This is a genomic window from Massilia sp. H6 (assembly GCF_024802625.1).
GTDB lineage: Bacteria > Pseudomonadota > Gammaproteobacteria > Burkholderiales > Burkholderiaceae_D > Telluria.
The window spans coordinates 99,586-115,495 of record NZ_CP103372.1 but is presented as its reverse complement, the minus strand read 5'-3'; the positions used below and the strand labels follow the sequence as shown (position 1 = coordinate 115,495).

14 protein-coding genes and 1 pseudogene are annotated in these 15,910 nt (G+C 58.8%); 7 read left to right on the top strand and 8 right to left on the bottom strand.

Going from position 1 to position 15,910, the window contains the following annotated elements; translation table 11 throughout:
- Positions 1 to 18: 18 nt before the first annotated feature.
- On the bottom strand, positions 19 to 474 hold the full coding sequence (locus NRS07_RS19580) for a hypothetical protein (protein ID WP_259213545.1): 456 nt from the start codon (positions 472 to 474) through the stop codon (positions 19 to 21).
- 355 nt (positions 475 to 829) lie between these two features.
- Between NRS07_RS19580 and NRS07_RS19575 the strand changes: the two genes are divergently transcribed.
- Positions 830 to 1,069 carry a hypothetical protein gene (locus tag NRS07_RS19575; protein WP_259213543.1) on the top strand — a complete coding sequence of 80 codons (240 nt, stop codon included), beginning with the start codon at positions 830 to 832 and terminating at the stop codon, positions 1,067 to 1,069.
- A 347-nt stretch (positions 1,070 to 1,416) separates the two neighbouring features.
- On the opposite strand, the gene NRS07_RS19570 is transcribed toward NRS07_RS19575, so the two are convergent.
- The 3 genes from NRS07_RS19570 to NRS07_RS19560 all read right to left on the bottom strand — a co-directional run bounded on the left by NRS07_RS19570 (position 1,417) and on the right by NRS07_RS19560 (position 3,033).
- Positions 1,417 to 1,887: a hypothetical protein gene (locus NRS07_RS19570; protein ID WP_259213541.1), complete on the bottom strand. Its 471-nt coding sequence runs from the start codon at positions 1,885 to 1,887 to the stop codon at positions 1,417 to 1,419.
- 405 nt (positions 1,888 to 2,292) lie between these two features.
- Positions 2,293 to 2,748 carry a hypothetical protein gene (locus NRS07_RS19565; protein ID WP_259213531.1) on the bottom strand — a complete coding sequence of 152 codons (456 nt, stop codon included), beginning with the start codon at positions 2,746 to 2,748 and terminating at the stop codon, positions 2,293 to 2,295.
- An 87-nt stretch (positions 2,749 to 2,835) separates the two neighbouring features.
- Positions 2,836 to 3,033, bottom strand: coding sequence for a hypothetical protein (locus tag NRS07_RS19560; protein WP_259213530.1), 198 nt, complete (start codon positions 3,031 to 3,033; stop codon positions 2,836 to 2,838).
- 529 nt (positions 3,034 to 3,562) lie between these two features.
- Here NRS07_RS19560 and NRS07_RS19555 point away from each other — a divergent pair.
- Positions 3,563 to 3,757: a heavy-metal-associated domain-containing protein gene (locus tag NRS07_RS19555; RefSeq protein WP_259213528.1), complete on the top strand. Its 195-nt coding sequence runs from the start codon at positions 3,563 to 3,565 to the stop codon at positions 3,755 to 3,757.
- 122 nt (positions 3,758 to 3,879) lie between these two features.
- On the opposite strand, the gene cueR is transcribed toward NRS07_RS19555, so the two are convergent.
- Both cueR and NRS07_RS19545 read right to left on the bottom strand, forming a co-directional pair.
- A complete protein-coding gene (gene cueR / locus NRS07_RS19550; RefSeq protein WP_259213526.1) occupies positions 3,880 to 4,344 on the bottom strand; it encodes a Cu(I)-responsive transcriptional regulator in 465 nt (154 codons plus the stop codon).
- The gene (locus NRS07_RS19545; protein ID WP_259213520.1) at positions 4,341 to 6,848 is read right to left on the bottom strand and encodes a heavy metal translocating P-type ATPase; all 2,508 of its coding nucleotides are present in this window, start codon (positions 6,846 to 6,848) and stop codon (positions 4,341 to 4,343) included. The genes cueR and NRS07_RS19545 overlap by 4 nt, the downstream gene beginning before the upstream one ends.
- Positions 6,849 to 7,167: 319 nt before the next feature.
- Here NRS07_RS19545 and NRS07_RS19540 point away from each other — a divergent pair, with 319 nt between their 5' ends.
- On the top strand, positions 7,168 to 7,668 hold the full coding sequence (locus tag NRS07_RS19540; protein ID WP_259213517.1) for a DUF488 family protein: 501 nt from the start codon (positions 7,168 to 7,170) through the stop codon (positions 7,666 to 7,668).
- Here the strand turns inward: NRS07_RS19540 and NRS07_RS19535 are convergent.
- Together NRS07_RS19535 and NRS07_RS19530 are read right to left on the bottom strand one after the other, a co-directional pair.
- Positions 7,607 to 8,434, bottom strand: coding sequence for a hypothetical protein (locus tag NRS07_RS19535; protein ID WP_259213514.1), 828 nt, complete (start codon positions 8,432 to 8,434; stop codon positions 7,607 to 7,609). The two genes, NRS07_RS19540 and NRS07_RS19535, sit on opposite strands and share 62 nt — an antisense overlap.
- A gap of 203 nt (positions 8,435 to 8,637) precedes the next feature.
- Positions 8,638 to 8,817 (bottom strand): annotated as a pseudogene (locus NRS07_RS19530) (hypothetical protein); the annotation flags it as partial.
- A gap of 625 nt (positions 8,818 to 9,442) precedes the next feature.
- Here NRS07_RS19530 and NRS07_RS19525 point away from each other — a divergent pair.
- From NRS07_RS19525 to NRS07_RS19510, 4 genes are read left to right on the top strand one after another with little or no spacing between them, the layout of a single operon-like run.
- On the top strand, positions 9,443 to 10,741 hold the full coding sequence (locus NRS07_RS19525; RefSeq protein WP_259213509.1) for a TolC family protein: 1,299 nt from the start codon (positions 9,443 to 9,445) through the stop codon (positions 10,739 to 10,741).
- Positions 10,738 to 11,976 carry an efflux RND transporter periplasmic adaptor subunit gene (locus NRS07_RS19520; protein WP_259213507.1) on the top strand — a complete coding sequence of 413 codons (1,239 nt, stop codon included), beginning with the start codon at positions 10,738 to 10,740 and terminating at the stop codon, positions 11,974 to 11,976. The genes NRS07_RS19525 and NRS07_RS19520 overlap by 4 nt, the downstream gene beginning before the upstream one ends.
- Positions 11,977 to 11,990: 14 nt before the next feature.
- Complete coding sequence (locus NRS07_RS19515) at positions 11,991 to 15,155, top strand: CusA/CzcA family heavy metal efflux RND transporter (protein WP_259213505.1); 3,165 nt, start codon at positions 11,991 to 11,993, stop codon at positions 15,153 to 15,155.
- A gap of 48 nt (positions 15,156 to 15,203) precedes the next feature.
- Positions 15,204 to 15,797, top strand: a complete 594-nt coding sequence (locus tag NRS07_RS19510; RefSeq protein WP_259213499.1) for a hypothetical protein — start codon at positions 15,204 to 15,206, stop codon at positions 15,795 to 15,797.
- Positions 15,798 to 15,910 lie beyond the last annotated feature (113 nt).

The window sequence follows — 15,910 nt, the reverse complement described above, 5'->3', positions numbered from 1 at the left end:
GAAAGTCGAGCAGGTTTGCTACCCGGCCTTTTGTCCCTCGGTCTCTTGGTCGCCAAGCGCCTCTTCCGTAGGTTTTTCTCCCGGCGAGATCGGTGTGAACTGAAGACCGAGCTGACCGAGGCTTGGAATACCGTCTCCCAACTCGAGTAACTGGTTTTCTTCCCGGAGCTTCAACACCTGGGCCTTTGCTTCGACCAGAGATATGTCACGATTTTTCCAGAGCAGGACTTTGATGCTCTTTTCGGTGACGTCATACATCCTGGCAATTTGGCCGATGCTCACACCCTTGTAGATGAGCTGAGTCCAGATGTCGTAACGCCTGTTGACGATATCACTCGTCGGTATCTTCAGCTTATGCCGGTAGTTGAACACCTGCATGTGATTGATGCCTTCAACACTACGGGCAATACGTGTGTCCGAGAAGCCCATCTCAAAGCCTTGACGAATCGCTGCCTTCTGTTCGGTTCTAAGCATGATTTGTTAAAGGCAGTATCGAAGTGGATGCCACAAAAAGTTGTAAAACAGTAATTATAAAGCAAGCCACGAAAACTATCACGTGTTTGTACCGTTGAGGGTCAACTTTACCAGAGGGCCCCGCAGTTATCGGCGCCGTCCATGAAGGGTGCGTAGAATGGGGAGAATGATGGTAGACGTGTGGTTTGTGTGCCTGGCCGCGATTGCCTTGCCACAGATGCTTTGACAATCAGGCATCTGCTATACTGTGTTTTTATACAGCATTGTGTATGTCATGTTCGTCCGTGTCGCTCAGCTATTCGAAGATGGCAGACCCCTTCCCCGCCATCGGTCTATAACAGCCCAGCCTGTACACATGGGCTATCTTACCTTGACCGAACAGTATGACCAGGACTTCCGCCGCAGCATGACCTATGCTGTTCTACGCGATATAAAGGTCGGTGCAGACGTGCTGCCCCGCCTGCGCGATGCAGTGGTGCGTTGGATTGGGGACGGTTGCATGACGATCAGCGGCTTTGAACTCGACAATACAACGAAAGAATGCACGGTGCAGTCTTGGTACGTCCAAGTCGTTAACGATGACGCTGACAGCTGAACTGGCACCGGATTATGCTACTTTGCATGGCGGCTCGCCTCCCTCGACTGGCCCTTGAGGCGTTTTCCCGAGCATGCTTCGGATCCAGGATATGCGTTAGTGGAACGAGCCGGTGACCGCAGTATTGGCATCGGCCTGGGGAGCAGCTATCAGCAACGGCATGCCCCGTGGGGCATTCTCATGCTTACGCCCGACATGGAGATGTTTGACTGCGACGTTTTACCGCAAGCGTGGTTGCGGGATACGCGGGCGCATGGCTTGCCGCAGTTCACACCTTAGGTGGCCCAACGAATGTGATGTTGCGATTCAGTGCTCCAATGAATTTCCTTCACTGGATTATTGACCAGTTAGCTGGTCGTAAGGCGCCGACCATCGGTCCATTCGGGCTCCCAACTTTTGGCGCCATTCTGTTCGTTTCCACCGGTCGCTACCCAGGAATCGCCTAGTTCATTCACGGCAATGCAGCCATCCCGCCAATGTTCGGGATTGCGTAATTCATCTACCCAGCCTTGCACCTTGCCGCCGAAAAACACAATCAAACCGTCTCGGCCAGTATAGCCGTGCTGTGCGCGCCAATGCAGTGCCGTGACCACCATCGCCAAATGGGCTGCGCGCTCTTGTCCCTTTTGATCAAGCAGTAGGTCGCCTCCCCTTGCAAGCAAATTGAGTCCTGCTGCCGCGTCGAGGAGATCCCGGCTGGTTGTGTCAAAACTTACTGTTTCTAGCGCGAGGGCGGCGGAAATCAGCTGGGATCGGCTCTGCACTAGTCGGCCAGCGGCTTGGTCGCTCAGCACGTCTACGGCATCTTGTAAGCTCATCTTCTGACCTCCGAAATGTAGCGACATTCTCCGAGCTGTTTGTCTACCGGCTCCAGTATAGCGCTGACTGTATAGCCACGTTCAGGCGCGGAAGACGATGCACATTTCACCTAGCTGGGCCATCGAATTTGTATTCCTCGGACACGCGAGAGCGAGAGAGCACATGTAGCAACTTTGAAATCTCAAGCTACACACTTTCGCGCGCGAAAGTCGCAGGGACTTGTTTGGCGTAGGCCCGTCGTCTCCGGGGTACTTGCAGTGGCTGAAATGCAATACCTGAGATTCTTAACTGAACTGCGTACTTCGTCGTTATTGGAGAAGCTACGATAGATAAGCAAAGGCTACGCTGGGGCCATCGGTATCGTACGGTAGATGAGGTAGTCGGAAATCGCGGCCAATGCGCGATTATTTCGCTGCAGCTGCTTGGTCCTTGGGTGTACCGACCCCGGCTGCCTCCTCCAGTGAGGAGTTCATCTTGCTGAGCATGGCATACCCCAGCGCTGCGGCACCAAGAATGATGATCAAGCCGAAGCCAGAAATCAATGAGGTGCCGATATCGCGTAACCAGCCGCCAAGTGTTTTCTTTTCGTCGAACCGGGCCTCAATGCGAGTCATGGACGATGCGACTTGGGACTCAAGCGAAGTAAATTTGGTCGCTAGTTCAGACTGCACAACTTCGGCAGCAAGAACTGCCATTTTTTCTTCAAGCAGCTTGTTCGCAAACAGCGTAGCTAGTTGTTCCCCTCGCTGCTTGAAGCTTGCTACACTTTCTGGAAGTGCCAAAATCCTGACGAATTCCTTTTCCTCGTCCGGAGAGGGTTGACGACCATGATCAAGGACGAATTTGTCACGCCATTCCACTTTGCTTCGCTTATATACGAAGTAAGCTAGCGCGCCCGGAACATCGTTGGGACCAGAAACCAGAAGTGGATAAAGATATTGCAAATGTTACTTGCCCTTCTGTAGTTCCAACGAGGTTTCAATTACAGCGCCCGATGTTGCTTTGACAAGATCGCCGCTTGAGAATTGGACAGTAGTAAGAAGTTTTCTGGTTCGATCAGAAAGTTGGGGGGGCGAGTTGCCGTTCATCTTCTCGCCGACGCGACGCACGTCTTCACGAGAGAAAACCGGGCTGAATGCAAACATGGTGCCTCCTTGGCAGTTTGTATCGCTAGCATTCAGTATACCACGTGAACCCTAGCCTAGGAGCAGTGGAAAAGTGCTTATAAACAACATCTTCTATTGCAGTGCGGCCTACTGTGCCTCATCGATCATCATACATAACACACCTGGAGCCTCACGTTCTTGACTCGCATAGGTCGAATGTGCAGAGAACAACCTCGGGCTTCTGCTAGCGGAAATTTGAATTTCTAACACTGCAATCAGGCACTTGGCCACATGCGGCCGCCCCGGCTCTCGCGGACGCTGGTTTGTGAGCCAGTCCGAGATGGGTCAACTATTCGGTTGCTCGAAATAGTTTGGCTCAGCCTCGGTCGGCACTATGTAGCCGAGCGGTGCGAACAGGCGATTCAGTAGGCCCTCCGTCATTGCTACGCCCATACCCCAGAAGTCGAAGCGACCGAACAGCTTGGATTCGCGCGTTTCGGGAAGCTCTTGACCTTCCTACCGTTGGAAGCCCTACGCTTCTTCTCACACTTTAAATAAGGAGGTTTGTATGGAGTTTCACATCGACAACATGACCTGCGGCGGTTGTGCGCGCGGCGTCACGAGGGCTATTCAGTCGGTCGACGCGAATGCACAGGTAACTGCTGATCCTCCGAAGCGTACCGTGCAAGTTGTGGCCTCTGCTACACGCGCCGAACTCGAGCACGCTCTGACCGAAGCAGGTTTCCCCCCGCGGGCTTTATAAGGTCCCTGCCCCCCGCCGGGGTGCACGTCCGGGCATACGGACCTCATCCCCGGCGGGGACCTGTTGTTGCGCTCATTAAAGGCCCCGGTTCCCAAGCCGCACAGCCTGGAGCGCGGTTCCAGTTAATTTCCGGCCGACGCCATGCTGCGGAAGACAGACGTCATGCCTGGCTGCAGCTGAGATTTCGCATCACCATCGTCAGGATGTTCGAGCTTAGCTAAAATCGGACATTCCGGTCTCTCATCACCTGCGCAACAGCTGACCAGCTCCTGCAAGGTGTCCGCCATTTCCCGCAGACTTTCAATCCGCTTTTCAAGCTCGACAATGTGGGCCTGCGCCAGACGTTTAACGTCAGCGCTTTGCCGTGCGCGATCGCTCCACAAGCTGAGCAATTCCCCAATTTCTGCTACCGAAAACCCGAGATCCCGTGCACGGCGGATAAAACCCAAGCGGTGCACATCGTTCCGTGCATATGCACGGTAGCCCGACTCGGTGCGGGCCGCGGGTGGGATCAGCCCGGTGTCCTCGTAGTAGCGGATCATCTTGGCTGACACGCCTGATGCCTTGGATGCTTCACCGATGTTCATCTGTTTTCTCCCTTTTCATTCACCAGTAGCGGCAGCCTGAAGCCCCGCAGGCGCAACGCATTGCCCAGGACGAAAACGCTGGACAATGCCATCGCGCCGGCGGCAAAGACCGGCGACAGCAAGACGCCATTGACTGGGTACAGCATGCCGGCTGCCACGGGAATCAAGGCAGTGTTGTAGGCGAAAGCCCAGAAAAGATTCTGGCGGATGTTACCGATGGTCGCTTTCGATAGCGCAATGGCGTTGGGTACGCCTTGCAAACTGCCTGACATCAGTACCACGTCCGCAGCTTCCATCGCAATGTCGGTACCAGTGCCAATCGCAAGGCCCACCTCCGCCTCGGCCAACGCCGGCGCATCATTGATGCCATCGCCCACATAAGCCACGGACCCGTGCGCAGCGCGAAGGCGCCGGATCGCTTCGACTTTACCTTCGGGTAGTACCTCAGCAACAACCTCGTCGATACCGAGACGTGCAGCGATCGCCCTGGCGGTACGTTCGTTATCTCCGGTGATCATCGCGACCTTTAGACCCAGCTGATGCAGCGTCGAGATCGCAGCTGGCGTGCTCTCCTTGATCGGGTCGGCGACGGCGATGATCGCCGCCAGGCGCCCATCGACTGCTGCGTAAAGCGGCGATTTTCCTTCGCGACCCAGCCTCTCGGCGGTTTGCGCGAACGTCCCGACATCCAGGCCCAGCGACCGCATGTAGCGGTCTGCACCGATCTCCACGCGCACGCCGTCGACATTGGCACACACGCCCATACCGGTGACGGACTCAAACTCGGCTGGCGCGGCAAGCCCAAGGCCTTCTTTCTCCGCAGCCTCGACAATAGCGCGGGCAATCGGGTGTTCTGAGCGCGATTCCACGGCCGCAATGTGGGCCAATACATCGGCTCGCACGAAAGTGTCAACAACTTCGAGATCGGTCAGCACTGGTTTCCCTTCGGTCAGGGTTCCGGTTTTGTCCATGGCCACCACTTTGGCGTCCTTCAACAGTTGCAGCGCCTCGCCCTTTCGAAACAACACCCCCAGCTCCGCGCCGCGCCCGGTACCGACCATGATCGACGTCGGTGTCGCTAATCCCATGGCGCAAGGACAAGCAATGATGAGCACTGCAACGGCGTTCACCAAGGCAAAATTCAGCGCTGGTGAAGGGCCAAAGGCCAGCCAGACCAGGAAGGTGATCGAGGCAGCAATCATTACGGCCGGTACGAACCACATCGTTACCCTGTCGACGACAGCCTGGATCGGCAATTTGGAGCCTTGGGCCTGCTCGACCAGGCGAATGATCTGGGCAAGCACGGTGTGCCCGCCCACCGCCGTGGCCCGCAGAGTAAAGGCGCCCCTCTGATTGACGGTCCCGCCTACCACCGCACTCCCAGCCCGTTTCTGTACCGGGATGGGCTCGCCGGTGATCATGGATTCGTCGACGTAACTGTCGCCGCCGGTGACCTCTCCGTCGACTGGAACACGCTCGCCTGGGCGTACCTCGACGATATCGTCAGCTACGACATCGCCAATGGGTATATCGATTGGGCGCCCGCTGCGCACCACGTGGGCAACTTTGGGCTGCAGGCCCACCAACCGCTGGATTGCCTGTGAAGTCCGTCCCTTTGCCCGGGCTTCGAGAAATCGTCCCAGAAGGATCAGCGCCACGATCACGGCAGCTGCTTCGAAGTAGACGTTGACCGTGCCAGCCGGCAGCACGCCAGGCGTGAATGTGGCCACCACTGAGTACGCGTACGCTGCCAGCGTACCGACCGCCACGAGTGAATTCATGTCGGGTGCCAGCCGCAGCAGCGCGGGGAAACCTTTCGTATAAAAGCGGCGCCCCGGGACCAGTAGCACCAGCGTAGTCAGCAGGAACTGCAGGTACCAGCTCGACTCTCTGCCGAGAGTGTCCATTACCCAATGGTGCATGGACGGAATCAGGTGTGGGCCCATTTCGAGAATGAACACGGGCAACGCAAGAGCGGACGCAATCACCAGGTCGCGCTTGATCGACAGCCGCTCCGCGTCCTTTCTCGACGCAGCGTCGTCATCGCCAGACCGGGCAAGGGCGTCGAGGATACGGGCGTCGTAGCCGGCTTTGTCGATAGCTTCCACCAGGGCGTCGGTCGATGCCGTACCCCGTACCGTCGCACGCTCCGTGGCCAGGTTCACCGTGGCCTGAGTCACGCCTGGCACGGCCTGGAGCGCACGCTCGACGCGCCCGACGCAGGACGCGCAGGTCATGCCCTCGACAGATAGTTCGATCGTCTGAGCAGGAACATCATAGCCAGCCTTCTCGATCGCCTGCACCAAGGCAGTACGGTCGACTGTACCGTTTCTGCTGGGTCGTACTTCCGCGCGCTCCGTTGCGAGGTTGACCGCGACGCTGCCCACGCCATCGACCTTTCGGAGTGCCGCTTCCACCCGCCCGACGCAGGACGCACAGGTCATCCCCTCGATCGGCAGGCTCATGATGGACGGGCCGACGCCCGCCAGATTCTTGTTCGACATACCGGTCCTTCCTGACTCAGTGTTCACCATACTGACACCGTACACCTTGCCATCATAGGAAGGTCAAGAAAAAACGGCGAGCTAGCCCGAGCGGGTGCCGGGACCCTGGTTTGGGAATGAATCCTGAGAATACTTCAGCGAGCCCGTGACACTCGGCACGCATGCCAATGCATACTGGAGCGTGACACGCGCGACGTATGTATTGCAGGTAAACGAATGCGGGAAATGTGCGCAAGATCGGCAACGATAGCCGCTCAGTGAGGTCCACCGAAGTGCCCGACTATTTTCGTGTAAACTCCGCGGTCACAAGGGACAGCACATGAGCATTTTTACTATCGGCTACGAAGGCCTGGACATCGAAAATTTCCTGGCACTGCTCAGACTAGGCAATGTAGAGACCGTTGTCGACATCCGCGAACTGCCGCTCTCGCGCAAGCGCGGCTTCTCAAAGAATGGACTACGCGAAATTCTTAGCGCTAACGGCTTTCACTATCGGCATATCTCCGAGCTTGGGTGCCCGAAACCAATACGGGACCAATATCGGCAAGACGGAGATTGGCAGCGCTATACGAAGGATTTCAAGCGCTACCTTGCTGGCAAAGGGGAAATCATTGCCGAGCTATCCGAAATGGCAGAGGCTTCCCATTGTGCTCTACTGTGCTTCGAGGCGAATTACCGCATGTGCCATAGGAGCTTTGTTGCGGCTGCCGTGCGGCATGCCAGTGGCGCCGAAGTACAGCATCTCTCCAAAGCTGCAGTTAAAACAGAGATGGCTGCAGGCCCGCAGAACGGTCTGCTTTTGGCGGATACAGAAGGCTGATTATCAGCCACTGGTGCTGAAACCGGTGGATGTTTCCCATCATAAACATCGGGTCTTTCTTGCTGAAGTCGCCTTCTAGCTTAGCGCGAAACTTCACTTCCCACTCGGCCCCGTAGTCCTTCCGACACGTGCGATAAAGCATGCCGACCTTCCAGTCGACAATCTTATGCTTGCATACGCGCTCGCCTTCAGGTGTATCGCAGATGTAGTGGTAGTAAAAATCGAATGGAAGCTTTTCCAGTAGTTTGAGCTGTTTGCGTTGTTCGTCGGGGGAGAACAGGTTACCCTGACTTTGCTGTTGTACTAACTTGGCCATCTCTTCTTCCGTCCATTCCGGATGCTGTACCGGCGAGATTTCGAGCTTGACCGAGGACTTCGGGCGCAATATCGCCAAGCTGATTTGTCGACGCTCCCGTGCCGCTTCCATAGCTGTAAAGCTGTCGAACATCGGTAACTTCTCCCACCATGGTCGACGCAGATTCCAGCCCCTTGTCGTGAGGATTTTGTCGCCGGTTTGAACTGTGTCGACAAAAACGCGATGACTTTCCGGACGGTGATCAGCAGGCGGCTTCTCAATTCTGACAGTGATCCACTGCCACTTCTCGAATTGCTGAGGCGTGGAAATCATACGGAATGGCACAGGATATAAGCGCCGCGCCAGACCATCTTCATTGATTCCCGCAACGCAGGACGTCTCGGTGTGCTTCGCGCTAGGTGAAGGGTAGGTCTTTGCCAGTATGAGAATGCGCTCGACTTTACTTGCCATCGGTGCCCGTCCGGAGGAATGTTAGTTGCGTTATATTCCGTATCAGAACCATATATTAACCCGCTTCCCTGACCAAGTATCGAAAAGCAATGTACGTTCTTCGGGGTCGGCAGGTATGTTGGAATCGCTTGCGGGAAACGCAGCCGCTGCTGAACCCGGAATCTTAGCCACACCAAGGCGGTCGCAGCGTATACACCGCCTTAGGCTGCGTACACCCGCTTGCTAGCTGCTTGATACAGCGTAGGTAACAAGACGAAAATCGCGAGGCTGGCCGCTGCCGCTGCCGCTGCCGCTGCCAGGAGCCAGATCACGCTGCCCCTGCGCAGCCAAATGTAGGGCAGAAAGCAGCCGAAGATTCGGGCGACGGCGGTGGCTACCAACAGCGGCGGCGGTTTTCAGTATCAACGCGATTCTCATCCAGTAGAAAATGTTGCAACATCATAGATGCGTACCATTTGGCTGCGCCCGCTCACTAGCCTGCCGTAATGGGTACAGAAGAAAGACGATGCCTCATGCTATACTTTTCTCCATGGCTGCCCGACGCTTCATCTACCTCGTCTTGACGATCCTCGCTCTTCAGCTCAGCTGGAGCGTGGTCGCTGCGTATTGCGAGCATGAATCCGGTCGCGCCGCCCAGCATTTCGGCCATCACTCGTCGGAAGCCGAGGGGCACAAGGTCGCCTTCGACGGAAAGGACCAGCCTTCGGGTTCGGCAAAGAAAACAATCGTGCATTCGCACTGTTCGTCCTGTTCCCACATCTCCTTATCCTTCGACGCTCTTCCAGTAGCGGTAGCAATCCTGGAACCTGTTCGTGTCGTTCCCCCAGCTATTTCCCCGCACTACTCTTCCTCGTACTCCGCTCGCCCCGAGCGGCCTCAATGGATCTCCGCCGTCTGATTCGGCGGCAGATCGTATAAATCCACTCATCGTTGTGCGGGAGGGCTGGAAGGCCGTCCCGATACGTCTCGCTGCTGAATAGCCTTCGTTTTCAACAACCGGAGTTATTCATGCATTCCAAGTATTTCGTCCTCGGGGCGGCTGTGCTATTTGCACAGGCGTTGCCGAGTGCTGCGCAGATGACTGCGCAGCCGGTGTTGCCTGGGGCAACCCAGCAGTCCTCCATGGCCACAAGCGCGCCGCTGACGCTCGAGCAGGCCGTCGCCAAGGCCCTGGCCGCCAACCCGACCCTGCGCGCAGCCGCGCTCGACGTGGCGATTGCCGAGGGTGCGCGCCGCCAGGCCGGCGTGTTTCGCAATCCAGAGGTCTCTTTTGTCCGCGAGGGAACCCAGCGCGGCACCCGCACCCAAACAGTTCAGCTCAGCCAGGTGCTCGAGCTTGGCGGCAAGCGCTCGGCCCGCATCAGGCTGGCCGAGCGTGAGCGCAGCCTGGCGGAAGGTAACCTTGGCGTTGCGCGCACAGACCTGCGCGCCGATGTCACCACCGCCTACTTCGACGCACTCGGTGCGCAGGAGCGGCTCCAAGTCGCGCAAGCTTCGCTCGACGTCGCCAGCAAGGCTGCCTATGCCGCCGAAAGACGGGTCGCAGCTGGCCGCGTCTCGCCTGTCGAGCAGGACCGCGCTGGCGTGGCCCAAGCAACGGCACGCCTCGAGCTCGCTCAGGCGCAGAGCGAGTTGTCGATCGCCATGCTCACGCTCGCCGCCTACTGGGGCGAGACGATCGCGGTTTCGCAGCCTCTGGCAATTCCCGCACTCGACCTGGCGCTGCCCCCGGCGCTGGACGAGCTGCAGCGGCGACTCGATGCCTCGCCACAGATGCGGCGCTCGCGCCTGCAGCTGGAGCGCGAGGAAGCCCAGGTTGGCCTCGATCGCTCCCAGCGCATGCCCGACGTCACCCTGATGGTCGGCAGGCAAAAGGATGACGAAATCGGCCGCTCGCAAACCGTGCTCGGCGTTTCGCTGCCGATTCCCCTGTTCAACCGGAATCAGGGCAGTCTCCAGGCATCGCTCTCGCGGGCTGAAAAGGCGCGGACGGAACTCGAGGCGGAGCGGCTGCGGTTGCACCAGTCCCTGACGACTGCGTACCAGCGGGCGCAGCTCTCCCGCGAGCAGGTGCGCACCATGCGTGAAGACGTTTTGCCAAGGGCGCAGCGCGTGTTCGATGCGGCCGTGACAGGGTTTGAAGCAGGCAAGTTCAGCTTCCTCGACGTCCTCGACGCCCAGCGCACGCTGCTGCAAATCCGCACCCAGTACATCCAGGCGCTGTACGACCGCTACCGCGCCGTCGCGCACCTTGGCCGCTACGTCGACACCGACGGCGCCAACCCAAATAACAGGATCTCCCCATGAAGTTCAACATCGACAAAAAGTCCACATTCTCCATCCTGGCCGTTGTTGCCGTAGGTATTGTTCTCGCGCTTGCCATTCTGTTCTGGAAAAAGGATGCCCCCGCTGCGCAAGGTGAAAGCGAACACGCAGAGGAAACAACGGAGAAGTCTGCCCCCAAGGAAGGAGGTCATGCCGAAGACAAGGAAAAAGGCCACGCCGACGCCGCGCCCGGCCTAATCAAGATGACTCCCCAGCAAATCCAGGGCGCCGGCATCGTGACCGCCAGGGCGGCCGCAGCCAGCGTTGACACGGCCGTGACCCTCCCTGGCGAAGTGCATTTCAACGAGGACCGCACGGCACACGTCGTTCCACGGGTCGCCGGTGTCGTCGAATCTGTCTCCGCCTCGCTCGGCCAGGACGTCAAGAAGGGCCAGGCACTGGCCGAGATTGCGAGCGCGGAGCTGGCTGAACTGCGCAGCGCTGCCCTGGCTGCGGACAAGCGCCTGGGATTCGCCCGCGTGACCTACGAGCGCGAGAAGAAGCTGTGGGAAGACAAGATCTCGGCCCAGCAGGATTATCTGCAGGCCGAGCAGCAATACCGCGAGGCCCAGATTGAAGCACAGTCGGCGCGGTCGAAACTTACCGCGCTGGGGGCCGGGCCAGGCTCGGGCACCCTCAACCGGTACGTATTACGCGCGCCTTTCAATGGCGTGGTGGTTGAAAAACATTTGGTGCAGGGCGAGGCCGTCAAGGAAGACGCCAACGCCTTCGTACTGTCCGACCTGTCGAAGGTGTGGGTGCAAATTGTGGTCAGCCCGAAAGACCTGCAGATGATCCGTGTCGGCCAGAGCGTAACCATCCGATCTTCCGCTGGCGGCGAATCCGTCAACGGCAAGGTGAGCTACGTGGGCAACATGCTGGGTGAACAGACCCGGACTGCGACCGCCCGCGTCGTGATCGATAACCCGGGCCTCGCCTGGCGTCCCGGCCTGTTCGTGAACGTCTCGGTCGTTCGTGGCAAGAAGGACGCGGCCGTAACAGTACAGGCAGACGCTGTTCAGACGATCGAAGGCAAGCCAGTCGTATTCGTCAAGGCAGCCGAGGGCTTCCGCGCACAGCCCGTTACCACTGGAGCGGGCGACGGCAAGATCGTGGAGATCGTCCAGGGATTGAGTGCTGGTGCCGAATACGTCGCAACGGGAAGCTTCGTTGTGAAGGCCGAGCAAGGCAAAGGTAGTGCCGAGCACGAGCACTGAAACAAGGAACCGACATGTTTGAACGAATAATTCGCTTTGCCATCGAGCACCGGTGGCTCGTCATGCTGGCCGTCGTCGCTATGGCGGCCGTGGGCATCTACAACTACCAGAAACTGCCGATCGACGCAGTACCTGACATTACCAATGTCCAGGTCCAGATCAACACGTCGGCGGCCGGCTATTCACCGCTCGAAGTCGAGCAGCGCGTCACCTTCCCGATTGAGACGGTCATGGCCGGCCTCCCTGGTCTGGAAGAAACACGCTCGCTGTCGCGTTACGGTTTGTCGCAGGTGACCGTCATCTTCAAGGACGGGACGGACATTTATTTTGCCCGCCAGCTCGTCAACCAGAGGATCCAGGAGGCCAGGGAAAACCTGCCTGGCGGTGTGGTGCCGATGATGGGCCCGATCTCGACCGGCCTGGGCGAGATCTACCTGTGGACGGTCGAAAGCGAGCCAGGTGCGAAGAAGCCTGACGGCACGCTTTATACCCCGACTGACCTGCGCGAAATCCAGGACTGGATCATCAAGCCGCAATTGCGCCAGGTGGCCGGCGTCACCGAAATCAACTCCATCGGTGGCTTCGCCAAGGAGTACCTGATCGCTCCTGATCCTGCAAAGCTCAGTTCTTACGGCCTGTCGCTGGCCGACGTCGTGGGCTCGATCGACCAGAACAATAACAACGTCGGTGCCGGCTACATCGAGCGCCGCGGCGAGCAATTCCTGATCCGGGCGCCGGGCCAGGTGCGCACCCTCGACGACATCCGCAACACCATCCTCAGCAACGTCGATGGCGTCCCGATCCGCATACGTGATGTCGCAACCGTCGATATCGGCCGGGAGCTGCGCACCGGCGCCGCGACCGAGAATGGCCGCGAGGTCGTGCTCGGCACAGTGTTCATGCTCATCGGCGAGAACAGCCGTGCCGTTTCCCAGGCGGTGGCAGCCAAGATGGTCGACGTCAATCGCTCACTGCCGAAAGGCGTCAAGGCAGTTCCCGTCTATGACCGCACCGTGCTGGTGGACAAGGCCATCAATACCGTCAAGAAGAACCTGCTCGAGGGCGCGGTCCTCGTGATCGTCATTCTCTTCCTATTCCTCGGGAATATTCGGGCTGCAATCATTACTGCGATGGTTATCCCGCTGGCGATGCTGTTCACGTTCACGGGCATGGTGACCTACAAGGTCAGCGCGAACCTGATGAGCCTCGGTGCGCTGGACTTCGGCATCATCATCGACGGTGCCGTCGTAATCGTCGAGAACTGCGTGCGGCGCCTCGCGCATGCGCAGAACCATCACAAGCGCGAGCTGACCCTGGCCGAGCGCTTCCACGAAGTGTTCGCCGCTGCCAAGGAAGCACGGCGGCCGCTGCTCTTCGGCCAGCTCATCATCATGGTGGTGTACCTGCCGATCTTCGCGCTGTCCGGTGTCGAGGGCAAGATGTTCCATCCGATGGCCTTCGCCGTTGTCGCTGCTTTGCTCGGCGCGATGATCCTGTCGATCACGTTCATCCCTGCCGCCGTCGCCCTGTTCATCGGCAAACGTGTTTCGGAGAAGGAAAACAAGATCATGACGGCGGCCAGTCGCGCCTACGCTCCCATGCTCGAAAAGGTCTTCCGTAACGCCTCGCTTGTCGTCACCAGTGCGATCGTGCTGGTTCTGCTGTCGGGACTATTGGTCACGCGCCTTGGCAGTGAATTTATTCCGAGCCTGAACGAAGGCGACCTCGCGATACAAGCACTGCGTATCCCCGGCACCAGCCTGAGCCAGTCCGTCGAGATGCAGAAGAAAATCGAAGCCGGGCTCAAGGCGAAGTTCCCCGAGATCGACCGGGTGTTCGCTAGGACCGGTACTGCGGAGATCGCGTCGGATCCAATGCCGCCGAACATTTCGGACGGCTACATCATGCTCAGGCCCGAGTCGGACTGGCCAAAGCCGAAGAAGAGCCGGGCCGAGCTGGTCACGGCGATCCAGGAGGAGTCCGAGAAATATGCAGGCAATGCCTACGAATTCTCGCAGCCGATCCAGCTGCGCTTCAACGAGCTGATCTCCGGCGTGCGCAGCGACGTCGCCGTCAAGGTCTTCGGCGACGACATGGATGTGCTGGCGTCGACGGGCCAGGAAATCGCTGAGGTGCTCCAGCGTATTCCCGGTGCGGCCGAAGTGAAGGTCGAGCAAACAGGTGGCTTGCCAATGCTGACTGTAAACATCGACCGCGAGAAGACAGCGCGCTATGGCCTGAATATCGGCGCGGTGCAGGAAGCCCTGGCGATTGCTACCGGCGGCCGTGAAGCCGGCACCATGTTCGAGGGCGACCGCCGCTTTGACATCGTCGTTCGACTCCCGGAAACGTCGCGGGCCGATCTCGACGCCCTCAGGCAGCTTCCGATCTCGCTGCCGGCCAAGGAAGGCAGCGCGACCTCCTTCATTCCCCTGGGGGAGGTGGCAACGCTCGAGTTTACGCCTGGTCCGAACCAGATCAGCCGGGAGAACGGTAAGCGCCGTATTGTCGTGAGCGCGAACGTGCGCGGACGTGATATCGGCACCTTCGTACCTGAGGCAGCTGCGGCGATCGCGAGGGACGTGAAGGTGCCCGCGGGTTACTGGACGAGCTGGGGCGGCACATTCCAGCAGCTCGAATCGGCGACCACGCGCCTGCAGGTGGTCGTGCCGCTTGCCCTGTTCATCGTGTTCACGCTGTTGTTCATGATGTTCAACAACGTGAAAGACGGCTTGCTCGTGTTTACGGGTATCCCGTTCGCCCTCACCGGCGGCGTCATCGCGCTGGCCCTGCGGGGTATTCCGATGTCGATATCCGCAGCGGTCGGGTTCATCGCGCTCTCGGGTGTGGCGGTCCTGAACGGCCTGGTGATGATTTCCTATATCCGGACCTTGCGCGAGGAAGGCATGGGACTGGACCGGGCAATCACGCACGGCGCCTTGACAAGGTTGCGGCCAGTCCTGATGACCGCCCTGGTTGCATCGCTGGGCTTTGTACCGATGGCCATTGCGACCGGTACCGGCGCCGAAGTACAGCGGCCACTGGCGACCGTTGTGATCGGAGGCATCCTGTCCTCGACGGCGCTGACGCTGCTCGTTCTTCCCCTGCTCTACCGGCTTGCGCATCGCAACGATAGCGATGAAGTACCGATGCAGAAGGCGAAAGTCCTCGTCCATTGAGCGTACTGGGCCGCGGGGACTTCTTGCGGCCCAGCCAAGGAGGACGAAATGGGTCGAGACAACCGTGGCCGGTGTTCTCGAAGCACCCGCCGATTTGTCAAGCTGGACCTGGCTGCGCACGGGGTAGCTCTTGTGAGCTGCGCGACTGGAGGAATCGTTCTTGAAAGCGTCATCCTGATGGGAGCAGCCTCGCATCACGTGGCCAGTATCGGATTTCGGCTGTACTCGAAAGAGATGGCCGACGAGCAGACCCGGTCCGGAGCCGGCGACGCGATGTTCTCAGCCGTTCAGCTCATCCTTTGGACGTGCTGCCTGGTGCTCGCCATATGCGTGACTGCGCAGGGAGCGCACGGCCTGTTTCACGCCGAGTCTCTCGATGCCATGGCGATGGCGGGCTTTGCGGCACCGGGAGCAGTCGCCGCAGGCACTACTGCTGCGCTAACGCGCTGGTCTGTTCATGGCGGCCACGGAAGCGACCGGGTAGATGCGCTGCTGTCTGCAGTACCAACTGTAGCTGCTCTCTGTGTCGCCTTTGGTGATCTGGGCGCCGATGCAGGAAGGCTGGATGCGCTTGCCGGTCTTGCTATCGTACTGATGCTTTGTGCGCGTACGGTGATTTATCTGGGGCGGGCGCTGGATTAAATGGCGGTTGAACGGACAGTGCGTCCATTGATATTCAAAGGAGGCGATGAATGAAGCTGCAACAACAACCCGCTGACGCGATACACGACCATCTGGTCGAGGTTATCGGAATT

Excerpts from the sequence above, each read along its gene's own strand:
- NRS07_RS19540 (WP_259213517.1), top strand. The coding sequence starts at position 7,168 with ATGAGCATTTTTACTATCGGCTACGAAGGCCTGGACATCGAAAATTTC.
- NRS07_RS19570 (WP_259213541.1), bottom strand. The coding sequence starts at position 1,887 with ATGAGCTTACAAGATGCCGTAGACGTGCTGAGCGACCAAGCCGCTGGC.
- NRS07_RS19560 (WP_259213530.1), bottom strand. The coding sequence starts at position 3,033 with ATGTTTGCATTCAGCCCGGTTTTCTCTCGTGAAGACGTGCGTCGCGTC.
- NRS07_RS19555 (WP_259213528.1), top strand. The coding sequence starts at position 3,563 with ATGGAGTTTCACATCGACAACATGACCTGCGGCGGTTGTGCGCGCGGC.
- NRS07_RS19515 (WP_259213505.1), top strand. The coding sequence starts at position 11,991 with ATGTTTGAACGAATAATTCGCTTTGCCATCGAGCACCGGTGGCTCGTC.
- NRS07_RS19510 (WP_259213499.1), top strand. The coding sequence starts at position 15,204 with ATGGGTCGAGACAACCGTGGCCGGTGTTCTCGAAGCACCCGCCGATTT.
- NRS07_RS19580 (WP_259213545.1), bottom strand. The coding sequence starts at position 474 with ATGCTTAGAACCGAACAGAAGGCAGCGATTCGTCAAGGCTTTGAGATG.
- NRS07_RS19535 (WP_259213514.1), bottom strand. The coding sequence starts at position 8,434 with ATGGCAAGTAAAGTCGAGCGCATTCTCATACTGGCAAAGACCTACCCT.
- NRS07_RS19520 (WP_259213507.1), top strand. The coding sequence starts at position 10,738 with ATGAAGTTCAACATCGACAAAAAGTCCACATTCTCCATCCTGGCCGTT.
- NRS07_RS19525 (WP_259213509.1), top strand. The coding sequence starts at position 9,443 with ATGCATTCCAAGTATTTCGTCCTCGGGGCGGCTGTGCTATTTGCACAG.
- cueR (WP_259213526.1), bottom strand. The coding sequence starts at position 4,344 with ATGAACATCGGTGAAGCATCCAAGGCATCAGGCGTGTCAGCCAAGATG.
- NRS07_RS19545 (WP_259213520.1), bottom strand. The coding sequence starts at position 6,848 with ATGTCGAACAAGAATCTGGCGGGCGTCGGCCCGTCCATCATGAGCCTG.
- NRS07_RS19575 (WP_259213543.1), top strand. The coding sequence starts at position 830 with ATGGGCTATCTTACCTTGACCGAACAGTATGACCAGGACTTCCGCCGC.